The following is a 21,003-nucleotide window of genomic DNA, read 5'->3' as shown; positions in this document are numbered from 1 at the left end:
CCCTCATGGGATCACTGTGGGCTTTGCCTGCCGGGTACCCGGCGGGCGGGCGGCGATCCCTGCGGTTCCGGCCGGGCGCGGGACGGCGCCCCGCGGACGGGCCCGGCGGTCTCACCGGCCCAGCGTGATCTCGCTCCACACCTGCTTGCCGCCGCCGACCGGCAGCGTCCCCCAGGTCGCCGACACCGCCTCGACCAGCAGGATGCCGCGCCCGCCCGTGGCCTCCCAGCCGATGCTGGTCGGCTTGACGGGCGTACGCGGCGACGCGTCCGCGACCGCGACGCGCAGCCGGGCGCCGACCAGGGTGATGTCGAGCCGGACCGCGCCGTCGGTGTGCACCAGGGCGTTGGTGACCAGCTCGGAGACGACCAGGAGTACGGCGTCGATGTCGGCCGCGGGCACGCCCCAGGAGCGCAGGGTGCGGTGGGTGAAGCGGCGGGCGTGCCGGACGGCCTCGGGCAGCCGCCACACCGTCCAGGTCTCGCGCAGCGGGCGCGTCTCCATGCCGTCGTAGCGCACCAGCAGCAGGGCGACGTCGTCGCTGCGGCGGGCGTTGCCGAGCAGGGCGTCGGCGACGAGGCCGAGGTGGGCGGGGTCGGAGACGGTCAGCGCGTGCGCGAAGCGGTCCATGCCCTCGTCGATGTCGGCGTCGGCGGACTCCACGAGCCCGTCCGTGGTGAGGGCGATCAGGGTGCCGGGCCGCAGCCGGAGCGGGCTCATCGGGAAGTCGGCCTGCGCCACCACACCGAGCGGCGGGCCGCCCTCCGCCTCCGCGATCTCCGTGGTGCCGTCGGGGTGGCGCAGCACCGGCGGCAGGTGTCCCGCGCGGACGCACCAGGCGGAGCCCTCCTCCATGTCGAGGTCGACGTAGGCGCAGGTGGCGAAGAGGTCGGTGCCCATGTCGGTCAGCAGCCGGTTGGCCCGGGAGACGACCACGTCCGGCGGGTGCCCCTCGACGGCGTAGGCGCGCAGGGCGGTGCGCATCTGGCCCATGAGGGTGGCGGCGCCCGCGCTGTGGCCCTGGACGTCGCCGATGACGAGGGCGACATGGTGGTCGGGCAGCGGGATCACGTCGTACCAGTCGCCGCCGAGCTCCAGTCCGGCCGTACTGGGCAGGTAGCGGGCGACGGCGACCGCGCCGGGCAGTTCCGGCAGGCGGCGCGGGAGAAGCTGGCGCTGGAGCATGCCGACGAGTTCGTGCTCGGCGTCGAAGGCGTGGGCGCGCGTCAGCGCCTGGCCGGCGAGGCCGGCGGAGGCGGTGAGCAGGGCGCGCTCGTCGGGGCCGAAGTCGTGCGGGGAGTCCCAGCCGATCAGGCAGACGCCGGCCGTGCGGCCCGCGGCCGGCAGCGGCAGCACGGCCAGGCCGCCGGGGCCGACGTCCGCGAGCGCGGGTTCCAGCGCGGTGCCGGCGGGCCAGATCTGGGCGCGGCCCTCGCGCAGCGCCGAGGCGAGGGTGGGCATGGCGCGGACGGGCGCGTCCGGCCACTCGGTGCGCCACTCCAGCCGCCACAGCTCCGGCCACGACTCGGGTTCGGGCGGGTCGAGGACGGTGACGACGAGCCGGTCGCCCTCCAGCTCGGCCAGGGCGATCCGGTCGGCGCGCAGCGGCCTGCGCAGGGCGGCGACCACGGCCTGGCTGACGTCCCGGACGGTGCCCGCCGTGGCCAGCGCGGCGGCCAGGCGCTGGACGCGGGCGACGTCGGTCACGTCGGGGCGCAGGGTGGAGGCGTCGGCGACGGTGCCGACGAGGCGGGCGGGCCGGCCGTCGCCGCCCGGCAGCAGGCGCCCGCGCAGTTGCAGCCACTTCGGCGGGCCGGTGGGCTGCAGCACCCGGAACTCGAGCTCCCGGTCGCCGATGGACATGTGGCCGGCCTCGACCACGGACATCAGCGAGGGCAGGTCCTCGGGCACGGTCAGGCCGAGCAGCGTCTCGACCTTGCCGTCGAAGTCGCCCGGGGCGAGGGCGAACAACCGCAGGATGTCGTCGCCGACCTCGACCCGGCCGGTGTCCATGGCCAGGGAGAACGCGTCCGGCCGCAGTTCCCGGCTCTCGACGGCTACGGGCGGGACGGGACCGACGACGGCCTCGGCGACCAGCTCCAGACAGACCCGGTCCTCGGGGCCGAAGCCCCCCGGGCATTCGGTCAGGGCGAGGAGGCAGCCGCCGTCACCGGGCACGGGCAGGGCGGCGAGGGAGAAGCCGCTGGAGGGGACGTGCCGCGACTCGGCGGAGCCGGCGAACTCCTCGGGGCCGACCCACACCGGTGCCCCGCCCCGATGGGCGTCGGCGACCGGGGAGCCGCCGGCCGCGGGATAGCTGTCACGCACGCCGTACAGCGTCCTCGGCACGCCGACCGACTCGGCGAGGCAGAGCAGCTCTCGGTCCTCGCCGGGCGTGTACACGGCGGCGAAGGCGGCCCCGCCGAACACCAGGGCCTGTTCGAGGACGCGGCGCAGTCGTTCGCGGCGGTCAGGAAGGGCCGCGATCGCCTTCAGGGCACCCTCGGCACGCAGCGTTCTCGTCCCGCGTTCCGCGGTGCCCTCACTGACCACGTCGCCCATTACAGCGCGTATGGGACGGCCGCGCAGCCCCTGTGAGCGGGGGAACCCGCGATCCGGGCCCGGCAGCCGTGCCCGGCCGGTGAGCTCGGGGCGGGGGTTCGCGGGGATGCCGCACCGCGGCGGGCGGGCCCGCGTCTGCCCACCGGCGGGCCACGCTCGGCGTGCGCCGCCCGGTCGAGGCGACGGTGCGCATCCCGCACCGGAGAACCGGGCCCGCTGGTGGTCCGGCCCTCCCGCCGGAGGGCCGGACCGGTCCGCGGACCCGCGCGGGGCGGCGGCGGGCGGGGTCAGCGTGCCCGCGCGGGGCGGGGGCGAGCGGGGTCAGCGTGCCCGCGGGGCGGCCGGGCGGCGGGGCGGCCGGGCGGCGGGGTCAGCGGGTCCGGGTCAGGCCGGAGCCGTCCGCGCTGCCGGCGCCCGTTCCGTCGCCGGCGTCCCCGGCCCCTGTTCCGTCGCCGGCGTCTCCCGTACCGTCACCGGCCTGCGCGCCACCGGCCCGGTCACCGGCACCGGAGCCCTCGCCACCCGCCTGGTCGCCGGCACCCTCTCCGCCCGCCCGGTCGCCCGCGCCGCCCGCCGGGCCGCCGTCGCCGAGCGTCGCGCCGACCGCCTCCAGGGCGGTGGTGACCGGCTGGAAGAAGGTCTCGCCGCCCACCGTGCAGTCGCCGCTGCCGCCGGACGTGAGTCCGATCGCCAGGCCGTCCTGGGTGAACAGGGAACCTCCGCTGTCCCCGGGTTCGGCGCACACATCGGTCTGTATGAGGCCGGTGACGGTGCCCTCGGGGTAGTTCACGGTGGCGTCCAGGCCGAGGACCTGCCCGTCGGCCAGTCCGGTGGTGCTGCCCATCCGGAAGACCTGCTGACCGACCGTCGCCTCCGCCGCCCCACTGATCGGGACCGTCTGGTTCCCGACGTTCACCTCGCTCGGTGCCTCGGTCGCCGGGTCGTCGTACGTGACGAGCGCGAAGTCGCCCTGGCCGGGGAACACGGCCTGGTCGACGGTGGCGATCGGCTGCCCGCCCTGCGCGTCGGACCACTGCTCGGCCGCCACCCCGCAGTGACCGGCCGTCAGGAAGGCGGGCGAGCCGTCCGCCGCGGTGACGTTGAAGCCGAGCGAGCAGCGCGCACCGCCGCCGAAGACGGCGTCCCCGCCGGACACGAAGGTCTTGAAGGTTCCGCCGGACTTCCTGAGGGTGGCCATGCCGGAGCCGAGGCTGTCGACGGTGGACTCCAGCCGGTCCCACGCGGTGCCGGTGACGGTGCTGTCTGCGGTCACGAGGATCTTGTTGGTCCGGGGGTCGACGGCCCACGAGGTGCCGGGGATGGTCGCCTCGGACCTCAGGGTCTGCGCGCCGCTCCTGAGTTCGGCGATGCTGTTGTCCACCTCGCGGACGGCCGCGCCCGCCTTCTTCGCCTGCACGACGACGTTGTTGTTGTCGCCGGGTACGACGTTGACGACGAGCTGCTGCCGGCCGGCGTCGTAGTAGGAGCCCGCGAAGGCGTCGCCGAGCAGTCCGGAGAGCTGTGAGGCGAGATCCGAGGCGTCCGCCGCCTTGAGTGTCCTCGGCGCGGCGGCGTCGTCCGAACCACCACCGTCCTGTGAGGCGTTGGCGTTCGGCAGCAGGACGGCGGCCGCGCCGAGCGCCACCACCGAGCCTGCCACCATCGCGGCCTTGCGCTTCGGGATTCGCTTGTGACTCAACCTTCTCGACCTCCTGGGACGGGGTCCGTGCCGCCGGTCGGCAGCTATCGGGGGCGCCTGGACGGCTGTTGGTACGCACGGGCCGGACGGGCCGTTCAATCCCGCCCGCCCACCACGCTCAGCGATCACGCGGACACACTCCGTTCCGCTCACGGAGTGGAATCCGGGCTTCAGCGAATCTGCACACCGACTGCCCAACCCGGTCACCCCGAACAGCCGTTCTCCACAACCCACGGGTGCCGCGCACGCCTTTCAGGCGGGAGTGCCGGATTCGCGACGGCGTGGGCAAGGGATCGCGCGGTCCGATGCCGCACCCGGTGTGAAGAAGTCGCCTCGAAGACGTGCGCAGTCCTGCACGGTTGGGCGCCCCGGCGTTGCAAGTGTCCAGGTGAGAGGGGTGATTGATTGGAAGGGCCGACCGGCCGCGTGCTTTGATCCATCGCACCGCGGGGGCCGCGGAGGGGCTCCGGAAGGGGCGCCCGGCCGCCCGTGGTCGCGGCCGTCATCTGTCCCCAGAGGGGGCCGCTCCCCCCTTGTGAATTGGCTATACGAAGGGAAGTTCCATCATGAACTCCACCCCCCAGGTTGAGACCGTCGAGATCTCCGACGCCGAGCTCGACAACGTCTCCGGCGGCCTGAACGTGAACGCCGTCGGCACCGTCACCGGCCTGGTGGACGGCATCGCCCCGGTCTCGGGTCTGCTCAACACCGCCGTCGGCACCGTCGAGGGTGTCACCGGTCTGAACACCGCCCCGGTCACCGGCCTGGTCGCCGGTCTCTGATCGGGCCCTTGTGCCGCTGAGTCCCGGAGCCGTACCCCGGCTCCGGGACTTTTCGGCCGTTCCCCGACGGCTTCTTAGCGATCTCCTGGGATACGTCCGACGTGCAGTTCCGCCAACAGGCCCTCGCCAAACTCCAGTCACCGGAGGAGCTCGACCTTCCGGTGCGTTTCGCCCGCCCGCAGGGCTGGCTGGTGCTGTCCGTGACCGTAGTCGCGATGGCCGCCGCGTCCGTGTGGGCGGTGACCGGCTCGGTGACCTCCACGGTCGGCGCACCCGCCGTCCTCACCCACGGGCAGGGCAGTTACGTCCTGCAGAGCCCTGTCTCCGGCCAGGTCACCGCGGTTCTCGCCCGGCAGGGACAGCGGCTGGCCGCCGACTCGCCCGTGCTGAAGGTCCGCACCGCCGAGGGTGACACCGTCGTCCGTTCGCTCGACGCGGGCCGCGTCAGCGCGCTCGCCGCCACCGTCGGGCAGATCATCCGGACCGGCGCCGACGTCGCGTCGATCGAGAAGGTCGCCCACGCCGGCGACCCGCTCTACGCCACCGTCTACGTCCCCGCCGAGAACGCCGCCGCCATTCCCGCCGACGCCCCGGTCGACCTGACCGTCCAGTCGGTGTCGGCCCAGGAGTACGGCGTGCTGAAGGGCCATGTGAAGGCGGTGGACCGCTCGGCCCAGTCGGCACAGTCGATCGGCGCGTTCCTCGGGGACGGCCAGCTCGGCGAGCAGTTCACCAAGGACGGCAGGCCGGTGGCCGTGACGGTGCGCCTCGACACCTCGAAGTCCACGAAGAGCGGCTACGCGTGGTCGTCCGCGGACGGACCGCCGTACGACCTGACCTCCATGACGCTGGCCACGGGCTCCATCCGGCTGGCCGGGCAGCGTCCCGTCGATTGGCTGCTGCCGTGAGTACCGCGACCGACACCCGGGGCAGACGCCGGGCCGCCCCGCCCAGGCGCAAGATTCCCCAGGGCCGGGCGAAGACCGTCCGTACGCCCACCGTGCTCCAGATGGAGGCCGTGGAGTGCGGCGCCGCCTCCCTCGCGATGGTGCTGGGCCACTACGGCCGGCACGTCCCGCTGGAGGAGCTGCGCATCGCCTGCGGCGTCTCCCGCGACGGTTCGCGCGCCAGCAACCTGCTCAAGGCGGCGCGCAGTTACGGCTTCACCGCCAAGGGCATGCAGATGGACCTGGCCGCCCTCGCCGAGGTCACGGCGCCCGCCATCCTGTTCTGGGAGTTCAACCACTACGTCGTCTACGACGGCATGGGCCGGCGTTTCGGCCGGCGCGGTGTGTTCATCAACGACCCGGGCAAGGGCCGCCGCTTCGTGTCCCTGGAGGACTTCGACGGCAGCTTCACCGGGGTCGTGCTGACCATGGAGCCCGGTGAGGACTTCGCCCGGGGCGGCCGCAAGCCGGGCGTGCTCGGCGCGATGCCGGCCCGGCTGCGCGGCACCGCGGGCACGCTGCCCGCCGCCGTGCTGGCGAGCCTGCTGCTGGTGGCGGTGGGCGCGGCGGTGCCCGCGCTGAGCCGCACCTACATCGACATGTTCCTGATCGGCGGGCAGACCTCGCTGCTGGGCGTGCTGTTCGCGTCGATGGCGGCGTGCGTCCTGCTCACGGTGGTACTGACCTGGCTCCAGCAGGCGAACCTGCTGCACGGCCGCATCATCTCCTCCACCCTCTCCAGCGCCCGTTTCCTGCGGCATCTGCTGCGGCTGCCGGTGACGTTCTTCTCGCAGCGCAGCCCGGCCGACCTGGTCCAGCGCCTCCAGTCCAACGACGCCGTCGCCGAGACCCTGGCCCGCGACCTGGCGGCGGCCGGCGTCGACGCGATCGTCGTCGTGCTGTACGCCGTGCTGCTGTACACGTACGACCCTCAGCTCACCTTCGTCGGCATCGGCGTGGCGCTGCTCAACATCGTCGCGATGCGGGTCGTGATCAAGCTGCGTGCGACCCGGACGGCGAAGCTGCGCGCGGACACGGCCCGGCTGACCAACACGGCGTACTCCGGTCTTCAGCTGATCGAGACGATGAAGGCGACCGGCGGTGAGGACGGCTACTTCCGCAAGTGGGCCGGGCAGCACGCCACGACGCTGGAGGAGCAGCAGCGGCTCGGGGTGCCGGGCGCCTGGCTGGGTGTGGTCGCGCCGACGCTCGCCACGCTCAACAGCGCGCTGATCCTGTGGATCGGCGGCATGCGGGCGGTCGAGGGGCACATCTCGATCGGCCTGCTGGTCGCCTTCCAGGCGCTGGTCACCCGCTTCACGGCTCCGCTGACCCGGCTGAACGGCGTCGCGGGCCGCATCCAGGACTTCGCGGCCGACGTGGCCCGTCTCAAGGACGTGGAGAACTTCCGGGCCGACCCGCTGTACGGCCGCCCCGGCGGCGGCGACTCCACGCGCCGGCTGCACGGCCATGTCGAGCTGGAGAACATCTCGTTCGGCTACAGCCCCCTCGACAAGCCGTTGCTGACCGGCTTCGACCTGACCGTCGGGCCGGGGCGGCAGGTGGCCCTGGTGGGCGGCTCGGGCAGCGGCAAGTCCACGGTCTCCCGGCTGATCTCCGGCCTGTACACCCCGTGGGAGGGCGTGATCCGCATCGACGGGCAGCGCCTCGAGGACATTCCGCGCGGGGCGCTGGCGTCCTCCGTCTCCTTCGTCGACCAGGACGTGTTCCTCTTCGAGGGCTCGGTGCGCGACAACGTGGCGCTGTGGGACCCCTCGGTCCCGGACGACGCCGTGGTGGAGGCGCTCAGGGACGCCGCGCTGTACGACGTCGTGATGCGCCGTCCGGGCGGCATCCACAGCAGGGTCGAGCAGGACGGCCGCAACTTCTCCGGCGGGCAGCGCCAGCGCCTGGAGATCGCGCGGGCGCTGGTGCGCAGGCCCAGCATCCTGGTGCTGGACGAGGTGACCAGCGCGCTGGACGCGGAGACCGAGCTGGTGGTGATGGACAACCTGCGCCGGCGGGGCTGCGCGTGCGTGGTGATCGCGCACCGGCTGAGCACCGTGCGGGACAGCGACGAGATCGTCGTCCTGGAGCACGGCACGGTCGTGGAGCGCGGGCGGCACGAGGAACTGGTGGCGCGCGGCGGCGCGTACGCGGCGCTGGTCGGGGAGCGGTGAGATGACGACGGTGCACGAAGGGCAGGGCGATCTCGTCCTCGGCGCGCTCGGCTCCCTGGGCACCCGCGTCGACTGCGCCGGGTTCAACCGCCTCGACCTGGAGGGCCCGCAGGTGCTCTGGCTGGTCGTGTCCGGCGCGGTGGACCTGTTCGCGGTGGACGCCGGGCAGCAGGGCCACTGGCACCATCTGGGCCGCCTGGAGGCGGGCTCGGTGCTGCTCGGTCCGGTGGCCGGCCCCCAGCACACGCTGGTCGCCCGTCCCCTGCGGGACTGCGTGGTGCACCGCATCGGGCTGCGCGAGCTGTACCAGCCGGCGGCCACGCAGACCTGGTCGTACGACGAGTACGGCAACCCCCAGTACGTGCCGCCGACGACGAGTCCGCTGGAGTACGCCCTCGCCCTGGGCGTCGGCCGCAGTCTGTCCATCCTCTTCCAGGCGCCGATGGCCTCGGAACGGGCGGCGGCACCCACCGACGACGACGTCTTCTGGATGCAGGTGCCGCCCGGCAGTGTGCAGTACGGCGCGGTGTACGGCGACGAGGCGGCCGCCGACCTGCTGATGGACCCCGCGCTGTGGCAGAGCATGGTCGATCAGCAGTACCGGCTGCTGACCACCCTGGACCGCTGGATCGAGCAACTGGAGCGCACCCACGAGACGCGTACGGCGGCCGGTATCAAGGCCGGCGAGGCGGTCCGCGCCCAGGCCGACCGGACGCTGCTGGCCTCCATCGGCAGGCGGCCGGAGAAGCGGGCCACGGCCGCCGACGCCGACGCCACCTACGCGGCCTGCGAGCTGGTCGCCCGCGCGGCCGGGATCGCGCTGGCCGAGCCCGCGCAGAACGGCACCGAGAGCGACCGGCTCGACCCGGTGGAGCGGATCGCCCTGGCCTCCCGGGTCCGCACCCGGGCCGTCCGGCTGGACGGCCGCTGGTGGCGGGACGACGTCGGGCCGCTGGTCGGTCACCGGGCCCTGTCGGGCGCTCCGGTGGCGCTGCTGTGGCGGCGGGGCGGCTATGTGGCCGTCCACCCGGCGACCGGCCGGGAGACACCGGTCGAGAAGGCGAACGCCGAGGAGTTCGAGCCGCGGGCGGTGATGTTCTACCGGCCGCTGCCCGAGCGCCGGCTCGGTCCGCTGCGGCTGCTGCGGTTCTGTCTGCGGGGTACGCGCGGTGACCTGGCGAGCCTGCTGCTCGCCGGGCTGGTGACGGTGGCGATCGGCGCGCTGGTGCCGGTCGCCACCGGCAAGGTGCTCGGCGAGTTCGTGCCGAAGGCGCAGACCGGGCTGATCGTGCAGGTGTGTCTCGCGGTGATGCTCAGCAGTGTCGTCTCGGCGGCGTTCATGCTGTTGCAGAACCTCACGATCCTGCGGCTGGAGGGCCGTATCGAGGCGACCCTCCAGCCGGCCGTGTGGGACAGGCTGCTGCGGCTGCCGACCCGGTTCTTCACCGAGCGCTCCACGGGTGAGCTGGCGAGCGCGGCCATGGGCATCAGCGCGATCCGCAGGCTGCTGGCCGGGGTCGGGCCGACGGTGGCACAGTCGGTGACCGTCGGGGCGATGAACCTGGGGCTGCTGCTCTGGTACAGCGTGCCGATGGCGCTCGCGGCGATCGGCATGCTGGTGGTCGTCGCCGCGGTGTTCCTGGCTCTCGGGCTGTGGCAGGTGCGCTGGCAGCGGCGGCTGGTGCAGCTCACGAACAAGCTGAACAACCAGGCCTTCCAGACGCTGCGCGGACTGCCCAAGCTGCGGGTCGCGGCGGCCGAGAACTACGCCTACGCGGCCTGGGCGGCGCAGTTCGCGCGCAGCCGTGAGCTCCAGCAGCGGGCCGGGCGCATCAAGAACCTCAACGCGGTGCTCGGCGCGGTGTACCTGCCGCTGTGCACACTGCTGATGTTCATGCTGCTGGCCGGCCCGGCCCGCGGTTCGATGTCGGCGGCGGCGTTCCTCACCTTCAACACCTCGGTCACGATGCTGCTGACTTCGGTCACCCAGCTGACCGGGGCCTTCGTGTCGGCGGTGGCGGCGCTGCCGCTGTTCGAGGAAATCAAGCCGGTGCTGGAGGCGGCGCCCGAGGTGGGCACCGCGAGCACCCGGCCGGGACCGCTGTCCGGGGCGATCGAGGCGCGGCGGCTGTCGTTCCGGTACACCGACGACGGACCGCTGGTCCTGGACGACGTGTCGTTCGCGGTGCGGCCGGGCGAGTTCGTGGCGATCGTCGGGCCCAGCGGCTGCGGCAAGTCGACGCTGCTGAGGCTGCTCATCGGCTTCGACCGTCCGCTGTCGGGCAGCGTCCTGTACGACGGCCAGGACCTGGCCGCGCTCGACCAGTCGGCGGTTCGCCGGCAGTGCGGGGTGGTGCTCCAGCACGCGCAGCCGTTCACCGGCTCGATCCTGGACGTCATCTGCGGCACCGAGCCGTACACGCCGGAGGAGGCGATGGCGGCGGCCGAGATGGCGGGGCTCGCCGAGGACATCAAGCGGATGCCGATGGGCCTGCACACCATCGTCTCGGGCAGCGGGGCGGTCTCCGGGGGCCAGCGGCAGCGGCTGATGATCGCGCAGGCGCTGATCCGCCGGCCGCGCGTCCTCTTCTTCGACGAGGCGACCAGCGCCCTGGACAACGAGACGCAGCGCACGGTGATCGAGTCGACCAAGGCGCTGAACGCCACCCGGATCGTCATCGCGCACCGTCTGACCACGGTGCTGGACGCCGACCGCGTGATCGTGATGGAGGACGGGAAGGTCGCCCAGCAGGGCCCGCCGGCCGAGCTGCTGGCGGACACGGGCGGCCGGCTGCACGAGCTGGTGCGCCGGCAGCTGGCCTGAACCGGGCCCGGCACGGGCGGGGGCGGGACGGCGGTCCCCGGCTGCGGCGGCACGGTGCGGGCGCAGTTGGACCGGCGTATAAGTGGGTACCTGCGCCTTCATGCGAATCAGCGTGGTGGATGTCGGGTCGAACACCGTCCGGCTTGTGGTGGCGGACGCGGAGGGCGGTGTTCCGCTGCCGGTCCACACGGCGAAGTGGCGCCTGCGGCTGTCCGAGCAGGTCCCGCACGGGGCTCCGCTCCCCGAGGAGGCCGTGGAGCGGCTGGTGGCGGCGGTCGCCGGCGCGAGCCGGACCGCGGCCCGGTGGGGCGCGGCCGACCCGCTGGCGTTCGCCACCGCCGTGGTGCGTGCCGCGCCGAACCGCCGGGAGGTGCTGCACACGGTCCGGGCCCGCACCGGGGTCGGTCTGTGCACCCTGCCGGGCGAGGTGGAGGCCGAGCTGACGTTCCTCGGGGCCCGGCGCTGGATGGGCTGGCGGTCGGGGCCGCTCGCCCTGCTGGACATCGGCGGCGGCTCGCTGGAGGTCGCCTTCGGCCGCGGCCGGCTGCCCGACTTCGTGGCCTCGCTGCCGCTGGGCGCCGGGCGGCTGACCCACGAGTTCCTCGCCGGCGGCCAGGACGCACCGCATCCGGAACAGCTGCGGGCGCTGCGCCGCACGGTCCGCCACCAGCTGCGGGACGTCGCGGCCCGGATCCGCTGGGAGGGACCGCGCACGGCGGTGGCGACCTCGCGGACGTTCCAGCAGCTCGGGCGGCTGTGCGGGGCCCTGCCCGGCCGCCACGGGCCCTTCGAGGAACGCCGGATGAGCTGCGCGGACCTGAAGCGGGCGGTCGGCCGGCTGGCCGCCCTGCCCGCCGCGGAGCGGGCCCGCCTGCCCGGAATCTCCGCGCCGCGCTCCGCACAGAGCCTGGCGGGCGCGGTGGTCGGGCACACGGCGATGAAGCTGACCGGACTGGAGTCGGTGACGCTGTGCCCCTGGGCGATACGCGAGGGCGTCCTGCTGCGCCACATCGAGGACGGGCCGTCCTGGTGGGCGGAGATCGTCCGCCGCAACGACGAGCCCGCCGTCCCCGGCCCGGTTCCGCTGCGCATCGCGTCCACGGCGAACTGACACCGCCACGGTCCCCTGACGGGGACGACCGCCACACCGAACCGAACGAGAAGAGGAGCCCCACGTGTCCCACGACGCCGACCGCGGCCACCAGAAGCCCGAGACGGCCATCGAGGAGGTCATGCGCGAGATCGAGGAGGCCGAGACCCGTGACCCGGAGTCCGCGAAGGAGCGGCGGCACCGGGGTGAGGCGGGTGACGCCACCTCGCCGAACGCAGAGGCGCAGGAGGAGTCGGACAAGGACTAGGCCGGCGACGCGGGGCCCGGCGCGACGCGGATGCGACGGCGCCCGGCGGGTACCCGCGACGCATGGAGAACGTCCGCGAAGAACCACAGCTGCCGACGGCCCGGGGCCCGCTCTCCGCGGCCGTCGGCTCGTATCTGCTCGGCACCGGCCCGCTGCCCCGCCCCGAGGAGGTCGCCGCCGCGTCACCGTACGGCGACGACCTGCAGCTGGCCCTGTACCAGTGCTACGAGCTGCACTACCGCGGTTTCGCCGGCGTGTCCGCCGGCCTGGAGTGGGACCCCGGGCTGCTGCGCACCCGGGCGGCGCTGGAGGACCGCTTCCTGTCCGCGCTGCGCGCCGACACCCCGGTCCACGACAGTGTGGCAGCCGCGGTCGGGGCGCTGCTGGTCGAGCCCGTCGACGGCAAGGGCGTGAGCCACTTCCTGCGCGACGAGGGCGAGTTGTGGCACCTGCGGGAGTACGCGGCCCAGCGCTCCCTGTACCACCTCAAGGAGGCCGACCCGCACGCGTGGGTGCTGCCGCGGCTGTGGGGCCGCGCGAAGGCGGCGATGGCGGCGGTGGAGTTCGACGAGTACGGCGGCGGCCGTGCCGACCGGGTGCACGCCCGGCTGTTCGCCGACCTGATGACGGACCTCGGTCTGGACACGACGTACGGGCGTCATCTGGAAGCGGCCTCGGCCGAGTGCCTGGCCACGGTGAACATGATGTCCCTGTTCGGCCTGCACCGGGCGTTGCGCGGCGCCCTGGTCGGTCACTTCGCGGCAGTCGAGATCACCTCGTCGCCCGGTTCCCGGCGCCTCGCCGAGGCCATGCGCCGCACCGGCGCGGGCCCCGCCGCCGAGCACTTCTACGACGAGCACGTCGAGGCCGACGCGGTGCACGAACAGATCGTCCGGCACGAGGTGATCGACGGTCTGCTGGACCAGGAACCGCAGCTGGCGGCGGACGTCGTCTTCGGTATCGACGCCACCGGGTACCTGGAGGACCGCTTCGCCGACCGACTGCTCGCCGACTGGCGGGCCGGCCGCTCCTCGCTGCGCACGCCCCTGGCGGGCGTGTCCCCCGAGCCCTCGGGAACCTCCCATATTTCGTGACTGCGGGGGTACGTGGGTTCCGTGAATTTCAAGGTGCTACCGGGCGTCTACGCCCCTCAGGAGGACACCGCCCTGCTGGCCGGGGCCCTGTCCGACGAGTCGCTGCCACCGGGAGCGGCCGTGCTCGACGTGGGGACCGGCTCGGGCGCCCTGGCGCTGGCGGCGGCCCGGCTGGGCGCCCGGGTCACCGCGGTGGACGTGTCACGGCGTGCCGTGTGGGCCGCCCGGCTGAACGCGGCGCGGGCCGGCGTACGCGTCCGGGTCCTGCGCGGCAACCTCTTCACTCCGGTACGGGGTGAGTCCTTCGACCTCGTCCTGGCCAATCCGCCGTACGTGCCGGCGCCGGGCGGCGGCCACCGGCCGCGTGGTGCGGCCCGGGCCTGGGACGCGGGTCACGACGGCCGGCTGGTGCTGGACCGGATCTGCCGGGAGGCGCCCGCACTGCTGCGGCCCGCCGGTGTGCTGCTGCTCGTGCAGTCCGCGCTCAGCGACCCGGAGCAGACGGTCGGGCATCTGCGGGCGGCCGGTCTGAAGGCCGCGGTGATCAGGCGGCAGCGCATCGCCTTCGGGCCCGTGGTGCGCGGCCGGGAGCGCTGGCTGCGGCAGCGGGGTCTGCTGTCCCAGGCCGACAACGAGGAAGAGCTGGTGGTCGTCCGTGCCGAACTCCCCGTCTGACCCGCCCCGCCGGATCACCGTCCAGCGCCAGGGGCCGATGCTGGTGGAAGGCCCGGTGGAGATCGAGCTGGAGGACGGGACGACGGTGTCCTCCGACCGCTTCCGGGTCGCCCTGTGCACCTGTCGCCGCAGCCGGCGCTACCCCTGGTGCGACACCAGCCACCGTGCCCGGTCGTCCGGTCCGGGCGACGGGCCGGCGGGCGGCGCCGAAGGCCGAAGGCCGGGTGCCGAGTCCTGAGCCTTGATACCGGGGAACGGCGGACGGCCCCACTCCGTCCGCCGTCCCCGGTGCGGGACCGTCCCGTCCACGCGGCGGCGCTCGCACTCCCCAGCGACGAGCAGCCGGTCACGTCGCGCGGGCCGCGCGGTCCCGGTCTCTCAGAACGTGAAGACGCTCGTACTGCCCGCGTTCTTCACGCACTCGTTCGCGAAGGCGCGCTCGTAGGAGACGCGCCGGCCCTGCCAGACCCCCTCCACGGTGACGACGACCGGGGCGTACTCCCGGGTGCACAGCACACCCGTGTCGCCCGTCAGGGCGTCGAAGTCGCCGTCCGCGCCGCGCAGTTCCGCGCAGGCCGGGCCGGCGGCCGGGTGGGTGCCGGAGGTTCTCGGCGCACAGGTCAGGGTGACGGCGCGCAGCGGTGCGGCGGTGGCAGCGCTCTCTCCTTGCCCCACGGTCAGCACCAGGGCCGAGGGGGCGTAGAGCGACGCGGGGGCGGGGGCCGGGGAGGCGATGGAGGCTCCCGCGAGGGGCCCGCAGACGGCGGTGGCCGTCAGGCCCAGAGTCGCTGCCCAGCGCGCGGTGTTCCGCATTGTGTGCATCCTTCCGCTCGGTTCGAGGGTGGTGCCGGCCCGGCCCGGTCGGTGCCGGAACGGCGAGCGCGAGTCTGCCGAGTCCGCCGCCGAAAGACACATCGACCCCACGGATTTCAGTAACCTTGCGTATTGAATCAGTGGCGGGAAGTCACGGAATTAGAACGTTCCAAGTCCGGAACCGTGGGGTTCTTGATCACGCGATCTGGCCGGATGGCGTGATCCACACGTTTGCCAATAGGCCGGAAACACTCCCGAAACAGTCCGGCACCCGCCGGACCCCCTCGACCTACTCGCGAGTATGGTGCTGGCGGCACGCGGGCTCGACGACGAGAGGCGGGACGTACGGATGGCGAAGCACTGGGCGGACTTCCAGTACGAGATCTACCTGAACGGGATGACGGGCGCGGTGCCGCGGCTGCCCACCGACCTGACCCGGCTGGAGGAGCTGACCGAGCGGCGGCTCGGCCCCGGACCCGTGGGGTACGTCACGGGCAGCGCCGGCGACGGCTCCACCGCCCGCGCCAACCGCCGGGCCCTGGAGCGGCGCCGGATCGTGCCGCGGATGCTGCGGGACGTGCACGACCGGGACCTCTCGGTCGAGGTGCTGGGGCGTGCCCTGCCGGCTCCGCTGGCGCTGGCGCCCGTGGGCGTGCTGTCGATCATGCATCCGGACGCGGAGCGGGCCGCCGCCCGGGCCGCCGCGGCGCAGGGCGTGCCGTTCGTCCTGTCCTCGGCGTCCAGCACCCCGATGGAGCAGGTCGCCGAGGCGATGGGGGACGCCGAGCGCTGGTTCCAGCTGTACTGGCCGAAGGACCGCGAGGTGGCCCGCAGCTTCCTGGACCGGGCGAAGGCGGCCGGGTTCACGGCCCTGTTCGTCACCCTGGACACCCCGCTGCTGTCGTGGCGCCCGCGCGATCTCGACCAGGCGTACCTGCCGTTCCTGCACGGTGTGGGCACCGCCAACTACTTCTCGGACTCGGCGTTCCGGGCGGGTCTGGCGAAGCCCGTGCACGAGGACCCGAACGCGGCGGTGATGCACTTCGTCGGCATGTTCTCCGACCCGGGCAAGACCTGGCCGGACCTGGCGTTCCTGCGGGAGAACTGGGACGGCCCGATCGTCCTCAAGGGCGTCCTGCACCCGGACGACGCCCGGCTCGCCGCCGACGCCGGGATGGACGGGGTCGTGGTGTCCAACCACGGCGGGCGCCAGGTGGCCGGTTCGGTCGCGGCGGCCGACGCGCTGCCGGGCGTGGCGGAGGCGGTCGGCGACCGGCTCACCGTGCTGTTCGACAGCGGCGTCCGCACCGGCGACGACGTCTTCAAGGCGCTCGCGCTCGGCGCCCGGGCGGTGCTGCTGGGCCGCCCGTACGTCTACGGTCTCGGCCTGGACGGGCAGGCGGGCGTCGAGCACGTGATCCGCTGCCTGCTCGCCGAACTCGACCTGACGCTCGCCCTGTCCGGACACGCCTCCCCCACCACGCCCGGCCCCGCCGACCTCGTCGAGGAGCGCGCCTGAGCGCCGGTCAGCGGTCCTGTGCGGGCAGGTGGGCCAGGCCCGTGTCGCGCATGATGCGGTCGACGGTCTCGTGCAGGGCGCTGTCGGCGCCGATGACGGTCTCGACGCCGCCGGGCAGCAGATCGCGCGGCCGGTACCAGTCGCGCAGTTGCGCCTCGCCGACCTCGTCGGCGATCGGCTTGCAGGCGTGCCGGGCAAGGGTCTCGCCGAACGGCACGTCCAGGTAGTAACCGCGGGTCGGACCGCGGTGGTCGGCACGCAGCCGGGCGAGCATGTCACCGTAGCGGTCGGCGTACAGGATGCCTTCGACCACGACGTGATACCCGGCGTCCAGGGCGTAGCGGGCCGTCAGGTCGATCAGGCCGATGTTGGCGGCGCCGGGCCGGTCGCGTTCGCGGAGCACGGTGCGGCGGAGGTTGTCCTGGCCGACCAGGGCCAGGCCACGGCCGAACTTCTCCCGGAGGCCGGCCGCGACGGACGACTTGCCCGAGGCGCTGTTGCCCCGCAGGACGACCAGCCGGGTTCCTTCGGTGCCCACCATCACGACGGTCACGCTACCGGCGGCCCGGCGGCCGGTGCGGGGGACCGGCCTCAGCGGCGATGGAGGCTGACCGCGTATCCGCCGCCGTCGTACGGGTCGGCGTCCCAGGTGGCGAAGCGGTCGGTGAGGGTGAGGCCGGCCGCGGTGCAGCAGGCGTCGTACTCCGCGAGGGTCAGGCCGGGTGGCACGGGAAGATGGTCCCGGTCCAGGCCGAAGCCGGCGACGAGCAGGCCGCCCGGGCGCAGGACCCGGGCCAGCGTGGCGGCGACGGCGGCCTCGGTGCCCGGAGCGAGGAGAGGGAAGACATTGCCCGCGGCGACGACGAGGTCGAAGCCGGGGGTGATGCCCGCGGCGGCCGGGTCGAAGTCCGCGAGGTCGGCCTGCACCCAGGTCAGTCCGGGCGCGTTTCGGCGTGCCACGGCCAGCATGGAGGCGTCCTGGTCCACGCCCACTCCGTCGTGGCCGAGGCGGGCAAGCTGGATCAGGACCCGCCCGGTGCCGCAGCCGGCGTCCAGCACGCGTGCCCCGGGAGGCACCAGCGTGGCGCAGAGGCGCGCCTCGCCGTGTACGTCCTGTCCCTGTCCGGCCAGTTCCGCGAAACGAGCGGCGTACTGCTCACCGGACCCGCCCCCGGTCAGCTGCTCCCATCGGTTCATGACGGCAAGCCTAAGTCCGGGACGAAGCCGCCTGAGAGGGTGGCATGTGAACTGATGTCCGGTTTTTCGTTTCGCCGACCGGCCGGGATACCGCACCGCCACACGTTCAGGTGACGAGAGACCTCCACCACCGTGCCCCTGACCAGCCAGGGAACAGGTGCCGCCAAGAGTCACCAAGAGCTGGGTCGACACCGGCTTCAAGAACGCCGCCATCACAACGGACGAGACAACACCAATCTCGCGAGGGACCTACGAGAACAGAAAGGACAATTCGCCTAGATCGAATGCCCCCTGAGAGAGCATTCAGCACGGCGTTTCGGCGCGAAGTCGGCGTCTCACCTCGCCAGTTCCGCACGGCGACACGATAGGTGAACAAAGATGGGGAGGGGGCGGCGTCACGAATAGATTCGGGTCACCGCCCCCTCCGTTGGCTTGCATGGCTCCCTTGAGTCAACTCGCTCTCAGGGAGCGAAGAGTCGGCGCGATGTGCTCTGCAATATTGCCGAGGATGCGCAGGTTCTCCTGCACGCCGAGCGTGTTGGGGATCGTGACAAGCAGGGTGTCCGCCTCCTTCACTGCGTGATCTTGCTGAATCTCCCTGATGATGGCCTCCGGCTCTCCGATGAAGCTCTTCCCGAAACGGGAGATGGCACCTCCAAGGACGCCGACGCTTTCTTGTGCTTGGAGCGCCGCGGGGCCGAACAAGGATCGGTCACGGTCGGAGACGATCGGCAGGATGCTGCGCACGACGGCGACGCGGGGCGCACCTCGATGGCCCGCGCGATCCCAGGCGGCACGGAAGACCCTGACCTGTTCGGCCTGGAGCTCCGAGAACGGAACACCCGTGTCCTCAGAGAGCAAGGTGCTACTGAGCAGGTGCATACCCTGTTCGCCGGCCCACTGTGCGCTCTGTCGCGTGGCCGATCCCCACCAGATGCGCTGCGGAAGGGTCTCTGACTGCGGTTGGATCGGCAACGGCACCTGCACGCCGGCCTCGGCGGGGTCGCTGATCGCCATCGGGGTCCCGGCGATGGCGGCGCGGAAGCGGTCGGTGTGCTCGCGTGCCATGTCTGCGGCGTTGCTGTCGGCGGGCGGATGGAAGCCGAAGCTCTCCCATCCGCGCAGTGCGGGTTCCTGCGATCCTCGGCTGATGCCGAGCTGGAGACGTCCGCCGCTGATGAGGTCGGCTGCGGCGGAGAGCTCGGCCATGATGAGTGGGTTCTCGTAACGCATGTCGATCACGGCAGTGCCGAGCTCGAGTCGCTGAGTTCTCGCGGCCATGGCTCCCAGGAAGGACCAGGGGCTGGCGAACTGGTGCTGATAGTGGTGCACGCGCATCCAGGCGCCGTCGAAGCCGAGTTCTTCCGCGCCGACCGCGATCTCGATCCCCTGCGTCAGCGAGTCGGCTGCGGACAGGTGGTGGCGGGGCTGGTAGTGACCGAAGGAGAGGAACCCCAGATTCTTCGTCATCGTGGTTCCTTTCACAGGACCGGGATGGAATCGGTGGGCGACTCCGCCGCAGTGGGCAGCTCGTCCTCGGTGGAGTTGGGGGTGGGCGTGCCGCCGGCTCGGCGCAGGAGGATGACGGCGGCGCCGATGACCGTGGTGACGACGGCGCAGGCGATCATCATCATGCGGAACACGGTGGCGTAGACGGCTGCATGGCCGGTGGCCCCGGCTGCGACCTCGGCGCCGAGAGCTGAGTCGCCGAGCTGGGCGCCGATGATCGCGGCGAGGGCAGCGCCGAAGACGGCGACGGCGAGCGCCTCGCTGCCGAGTCGGAGGAAGTTGAGTACGCCGGCTGCGGCGGCGCTGCTGTGTGCGGGGACGGAGGCGAGTGCTTCGCCGTCGACGAGCCCGAGGGGGAGCCCCCATCCGAATCCCAGCAGGATCATCGGGACAACGAGCAGCACCGGGGACAGGCTGGGGTCGAACAGCAGGAACAGCACGTCGCCGGTGATGAGCAGGATGATGGCGGTGTTGATGATCGTGTGCGGCGAGACGCGGGTGCGGGTGATCAGCGCGCCGGCGAGCAGCGGGCCGACGAGGACGGGGAGCGTCAGCGGGAGCATGAACAGCCCCGCGGTCGCCGCGTCCTGACCGTGGACGGCGCTCAGCGCGATGGGTGCGTAGGTGAGGACTGAGACGTAGGCGAACGACGCGGCGACGGGGACTAGCGCGACTGCAAGGAAGCGAGGGCTGCGCAGCGGCGACAGATCGAGGAAGCCTCGGCGGGGCGCATCACCCGTCGACGTGGCGGACGGTGCCGGCAGGACTCTGAACGCTGCGGCCGCCAGCACGAGCGCGGCGACCCCGGCGACCACGCCGAAGACACCACGCCATCCGAGCGCCGTGACAAGCAGGCCGCTGAGCGTGGGGCCGGCCGCCAGGCCGATGCCCACGATCGTGCCCAGGAGAGCGAAGGCATGTGCGCGTCGCTTGCCGTCGTAGGCGTGGGAGATGATCGAGGTGCCGCCGGTCGCGATGGCGGCCGCGCCGACGCCGGTGATGATCCGTGCGAGGTCGAGGAGGATCAAGTTTCCGGCGAGGGCGCTTCCGACTGCTCCGAGCAGGACCGTGGCGAGGCCGATGACGAACGTCCGTCGCAGCCCGATCCAGTTGCCGATCTGCCCCCAAAGCAGCGTGGAGATCGTCAGGGCGATGTTGAAGCCGTTGACGACGCCCTGCAGCAAAGTCGGGTCGCTGCCGAGGTCCCGCGAGATGTCGGGAAGCGCGATCGCGGCGCCAGTGATGCTGATCGGCATCACGAAGATGCCCAGCAGCACGACGGGCAGCAGCAACGGCGATGGTGATGGACGCTCGGGGGTGGCGTGAGTGAGCGACAAGACTCCTCCTAGGTACGATGCGTGTCGTACCTGATAGAAGCACGCAAGCAAGGTACGATGCAAACCAGACCTGAGAGGTGGAAGCGAATGGTGAAGGAAACACCTTCGGGGCCGGCGGCTGCGGAGATGGAGCTCGGCACCGTCCTGCGAGCGCTCTCCGATGAGCACCGTCGTGCGGTGATGGTCGAGCTCGCCGCAGACGAGGAGGATCGCGAGCGCACATGTAACTCGTTCGATCTGCCGATCTCGAAGCAGACCCAGACGCACCACTTCCGTGCGCTTCGGGAGGCCGGGCTGATCTGCGAGATTGATTACGGGAACCGGAAGGGCATCCGGCTGCGCCGGTCGGACATCGACGTACGTTTCCCTGGTCTGCTCGGGATCCTCGCAGCGGAGGCGCGCAAACCGGAACACCCAAATGGCTAGCAGCGCCGCCACGGCACGCTTTGCGCAGCAAGACTCGCAGGTCGGACTCGTCCCCGCCCGCGGGTGCGGAAGGCGACGACT

General features: G+C 72.7%; 18 protein-coding genes. 11 read left to right on the top strand and 7 right to left on the bottom strand.

Annotated features, from left to right (window positions below):
- Positions 1-111 precede the first annotated feature (111 nt).
- Positions 112-2,562, bottom strand: a complete 2,451-nt coding sequence (locus ACIRG6_RS23930) for a SpoIIE family protein phosphatase (RefSeq protein ID WP_403324507.1) — start codon at positions 2,560-2,562, stop codon at positions 112-114.
- Positions 2,563-2,932: 370 nt separating this feature from the next.
- Positions 2,933-4,261, bottom strand: coding sequence for a S1 family peptidase (locus tag ACIRG6_RS23925; RefSeq protein WP_403324505.1), 1,329 nt, complete (start codon positions 4,259-4,261; stop codon positions 2,933-2,935).
- Positions 4,262-4,827: 566 nt separating this feature from the next.
- Here ACIRG6_RS23925 and ACIRG6_RS23920 point away from each other — a divergent pair.
- The 9 genes from ACIRG6_RS23920 (at position 4,828) to ACIRG6_RS23880 (ending at position 14,359) form a co-directional block, all read left to right on the top strand.
- Positions 4,828-5,043, top strand: a complete 216-nt coding sequence (locus ACIRG6_RS23920; RefSeq protein ID WP_161163347.1) for a type A2 lantipeptide — start codon at positions 4,828-4,830, stop codon at positions 5,041-5,043.
- 101 nt (positions 5,044-5,144) lie between these two features.
- On the top strand, positions 5,145-5,951 hold the full coding sequence (locus tag ACIRG6_RS23915) for an HlyD family efflux transporter periplasmic adaptor subunit (RefSeq protein WP_350714855.1): 807 nt from the start codon (positions 5,145-5,147) through the stop codon (positions 5,949-5,951).
- Complete coding sequence (locus ACIRG6_RS23910) at positions 5,948-8,170, top strand: NHLP family bacteriocin export ABC transporter peptidase/permease/ATPase subunit (RefSeq protein ID WP_403324504.1); 2,223 nt, start codon at positions 5,948-5,950, stop codon at positions 8,168-8,170. Before ACIRG6_RS23915 ends, ACIRG6_RS23910 begins: the two co-directional genes overlap by 4 nt.
- Before the next feature lies 1 nt (position 8,171).
- The gene (locus ACIRG6_RS23905) at positions 8,172-10,994 is read left to right on the top strand and encodes an NHLP bacteriocin export ABC transporter permease/ATPase subunit (RefSeq protein ID WP_403324502.1); all 2,823 of its coding nucleotides are present in this window, start codon (positions 8,172-8,174) and stop codon (positions 10,992-10,994) included.
- A gap of 100 nt (positions 10,995-11,094) precedes the next feature.
- On the top strand, positions 11,095-12,105 hold the full coding sequence (locus tag ACIRG6_RS23900; RefSeq protein ID WP_364681560.1) for a Ppx/GppA phosphatase family protein: 1,011 nt from the start codon (positions 11,095-11,097) through the stop codon (positions 12,103-12,105).
- Between the two features lie 64 nt (positions 12,106-12,169).
- Positions 12,170-12,352 (top strand): hypothetical protein, encoded by a 183-nt coding sequence (locus ACIRG6_RS23895; RefSeq protein ID WP_350714863.1) that lies wholly within the window; start codon positions 12,170-12,172, stop codon positions 12,350-12,352.
- 62 nt (positions 12,353-12,414) lie between these two features.
- Complete coding sequence (locus tag ACIRG6_RS23890; RefSeq protein WP_365024268.1) at positions 12,415-13,446, top strand: iron-containing redox enzyme family protein; 1,032 nt, start codon at positions 12,415-12,417, stop codon at positions 13,444-13,446.
- A 12-nt stretch (positions 13,447-13,458) separates the two neighbouring features.
- Entirely contained in the window at positions 13,459-14,121 is a 663-nt protein-coding gene (locus tag ACIRG6_RS23885; protein WP_364681564.1) for a HemK2/MTQ2 family protein methyltransferase, read from the top strand.
- Positions 14,102-14,359 (top strand): CDGSH iron-sulfur domain-containing protein, encoded by a 258-nt coding sequence (locus tag ACIRG6_RS23880; RefSeq protein WP_239769199.1) that lies wholly within the window; start codon positions 14,102-14,104, stop codon positions 14,357-14,359. The genes ACIRG6_RS23885 and ACIRG6_RS23880 overlap by 20 nt, the downstream gene beginning before the upstream one ends.
- A gap of 140 nt (positions 14,360-14,499) precedes the next feature.
- On the opposite strand, the gene ACIRG6_RS23875 is transcribed toward ACIRG6_RS23880, so the two are convergent.
- A complete protein-coding gene (locus ACIRG6_RS23875) occupies positions 14,500-14,934 on the bottom strand; it encodes a protease inhibitor (RefSeq protein ID WP_403324499.1) in 435 nt (144 codons plus the stop codon).
- 349 nt (positions 14,935-15,283) lie between these two features.
- Here ACIRG6_RS23875 and ACIRG6_RS23870 point away from each other — a divergent pair, with 349 nt between their 5' ends.
- Entirely contained in the window at positions 15,284-16,453 is a 1,170-nt protein-coding gene (locus ACIRG6_RS23870; protein ID WP_403324646.1) for a lactate 2-monooxygenase, read from the top strand.
- 7 nt (positions 16,454-16,460) lie between these two features.
- On the opposite strand, the gene ACIRG6_RS23865 is transcribed toward ACIRG6_RS23870, so the two are convergent.
- The 4 genes from ACIRG6_RS23865 to ACIRG6_RS23850 form a co-directional block, all read right to left on the bottom strand.
- On the bottom strand, positions 16,461-16,994 hold the full coding sequence (locus ACIRG6_RS23865) for an AAA family ATPase (RefSeq protein WP_403324645.1): 534 nt from the start codon (positions 16,992-16,994) through the stop codon (positions 16,461-16,463).
- Positions 16,995-17,044: 50 nt separating this feature from the next.
- On the bottom strand, positions 17,045-17,650 hold the full coding sequence (locus ACIRG6_RS23860) for a class I SAM-dependent methyltransferase (RefSeq protein ID WP_403324497.1): 606 nt from the start codon (positions 17,648-17,650) through the stop codon (positions 17,045-17,047).
- A 450-nt stretch (positions 17,651-18,100) separates the two neighbouring features.
- Positions 18,101-19,120 (bottom strand): LLM class flavin-dependent oxidoreductase, encoded by a 1,020-nt coding sequence (locus ACIRG6_RS23855; protein ID WP_403324495.1) that lies wholly within the window; start codon positions 19,118-19,120, stop codon positions 18,101-18,103.
- Positions 19,121-19,131: 11 nt separating this feature from the next.
- Entirely contained in the window at positions 19,132-20,496 is a 1,365-nt protein-coding gene (locus tag ACIRG6_RS23850; protein ID WP_403324493.1) for an MFS transporter, read from the bottom strand.
- Between the two features lie 87 nt (positions 20,497-20,583).
- Between ACIRG6_RS23850 and ACIRG6_RS23845 the strand changes: the two genes are divergently transcribed.
- Complete coding sequence (locus ACIRG6_RS23845; protein ID WP_403324491.1) at positions 20,584-20,922, top strand: ArsR/SmtB family transcription factor; 339 nt, start codon at positions 20,584-20,586, stop codon at positions 20,920-20,922.
- Positions 20,923-21,003: the final 81 nt, after the last annotated feature.

The organism is Streptomyces flaveolus (assembly GCF_044765825.1).
In the GTDB taxonomy this organism is placed as follows: Bacteria; Actinomycetota; Actinomycetes; order Streptomycetales; family Streptomycetaceae; genus Streptomyces; species Streptomyces flaveolus.
Note: the sequence above shows the minus strand (reverse complement) of the source record. Positions and strands in the feature narration are given on the sequence as shown.

Coding starts and splice junctions, on each gene's coding strand:
- ACIRG6_RS23920 (WP_161163347.1), top strand. CDS start 4,828: ATGAACTCCACCCCCCAGGTTGAGACCGTCGAGATCTCCGACGCCGAG.
- ACIRG6_RS23845 (WP_403324491.1), top strand. CDS start 20,584: ATGGTGAAGGAAACACCTTCGGGGCCGGCGGCTGCGGAGATGGAGCTC.
- ACIRG6_RS23860 (WP_403324497.1), bottom strand. CDS start 17,650: ATGAACCGATGGGAGCAGCTGACCGGGGGCGGGTCCGGTGAGCAGTAC.
- ACIRG6_RS23900 (WP_364681560.1), top strand. CDS start 11,095: ATGCGAATCAGCGTGGTGGATGTCGGGTCGAACACCGTCCGGCTTGTG.
- ACIRG6_RS23890 (WP_365024268.1), top strand. CDS start 12,415: ATGGAGAACGTCCGCGAAGAACCACAGCTGCCGACGGCCCGGGGCCCG.
- ACIRG6_RS23875 (WP_403324499.1), bottom strand. CDS start 14,934: ATGCGGAACACCGCGCGCTGGGCAGCGACTCTGGGCCTGACGGCCACC.
- ACIRG6_RS23930 (WP_403324507.1), bottom strand. CDS start 2,562: ATGGGCGACGTGGTCAGTGAGGGCACCGCGGAACGCGGGACGAGAACG.
- ACIRG6_RS23905 (WP_403324502.1), top strand. CDS start 8,172: ATGACGACGGTGCACGAAGGGCAGGGCGATCTCGTCCTCGGCGCGCTC.
- ACIRG6_RS23855 (WP_403324495.1), bottom strand. CDS start 19,120: ATGACGAAGAATCTGGGGTTCCTCTCCTTCGGTCACTACCAGCCCCGC.
- ACIRG6_RS23865 (WP_403324645.1), bottom strand. CDS start 16,994: ATGGTGGGCACCGAAGGAACCCGGCTGGTCGTCCTGCGGGGCAACAGC.
- ACIRG6_RS23870 (WP_403324646.1), top strand. CDS start 15,284: ATGGCGAAGCACTGGGCGGACTTCCAGTACGAGATCTACCTGAACGGG.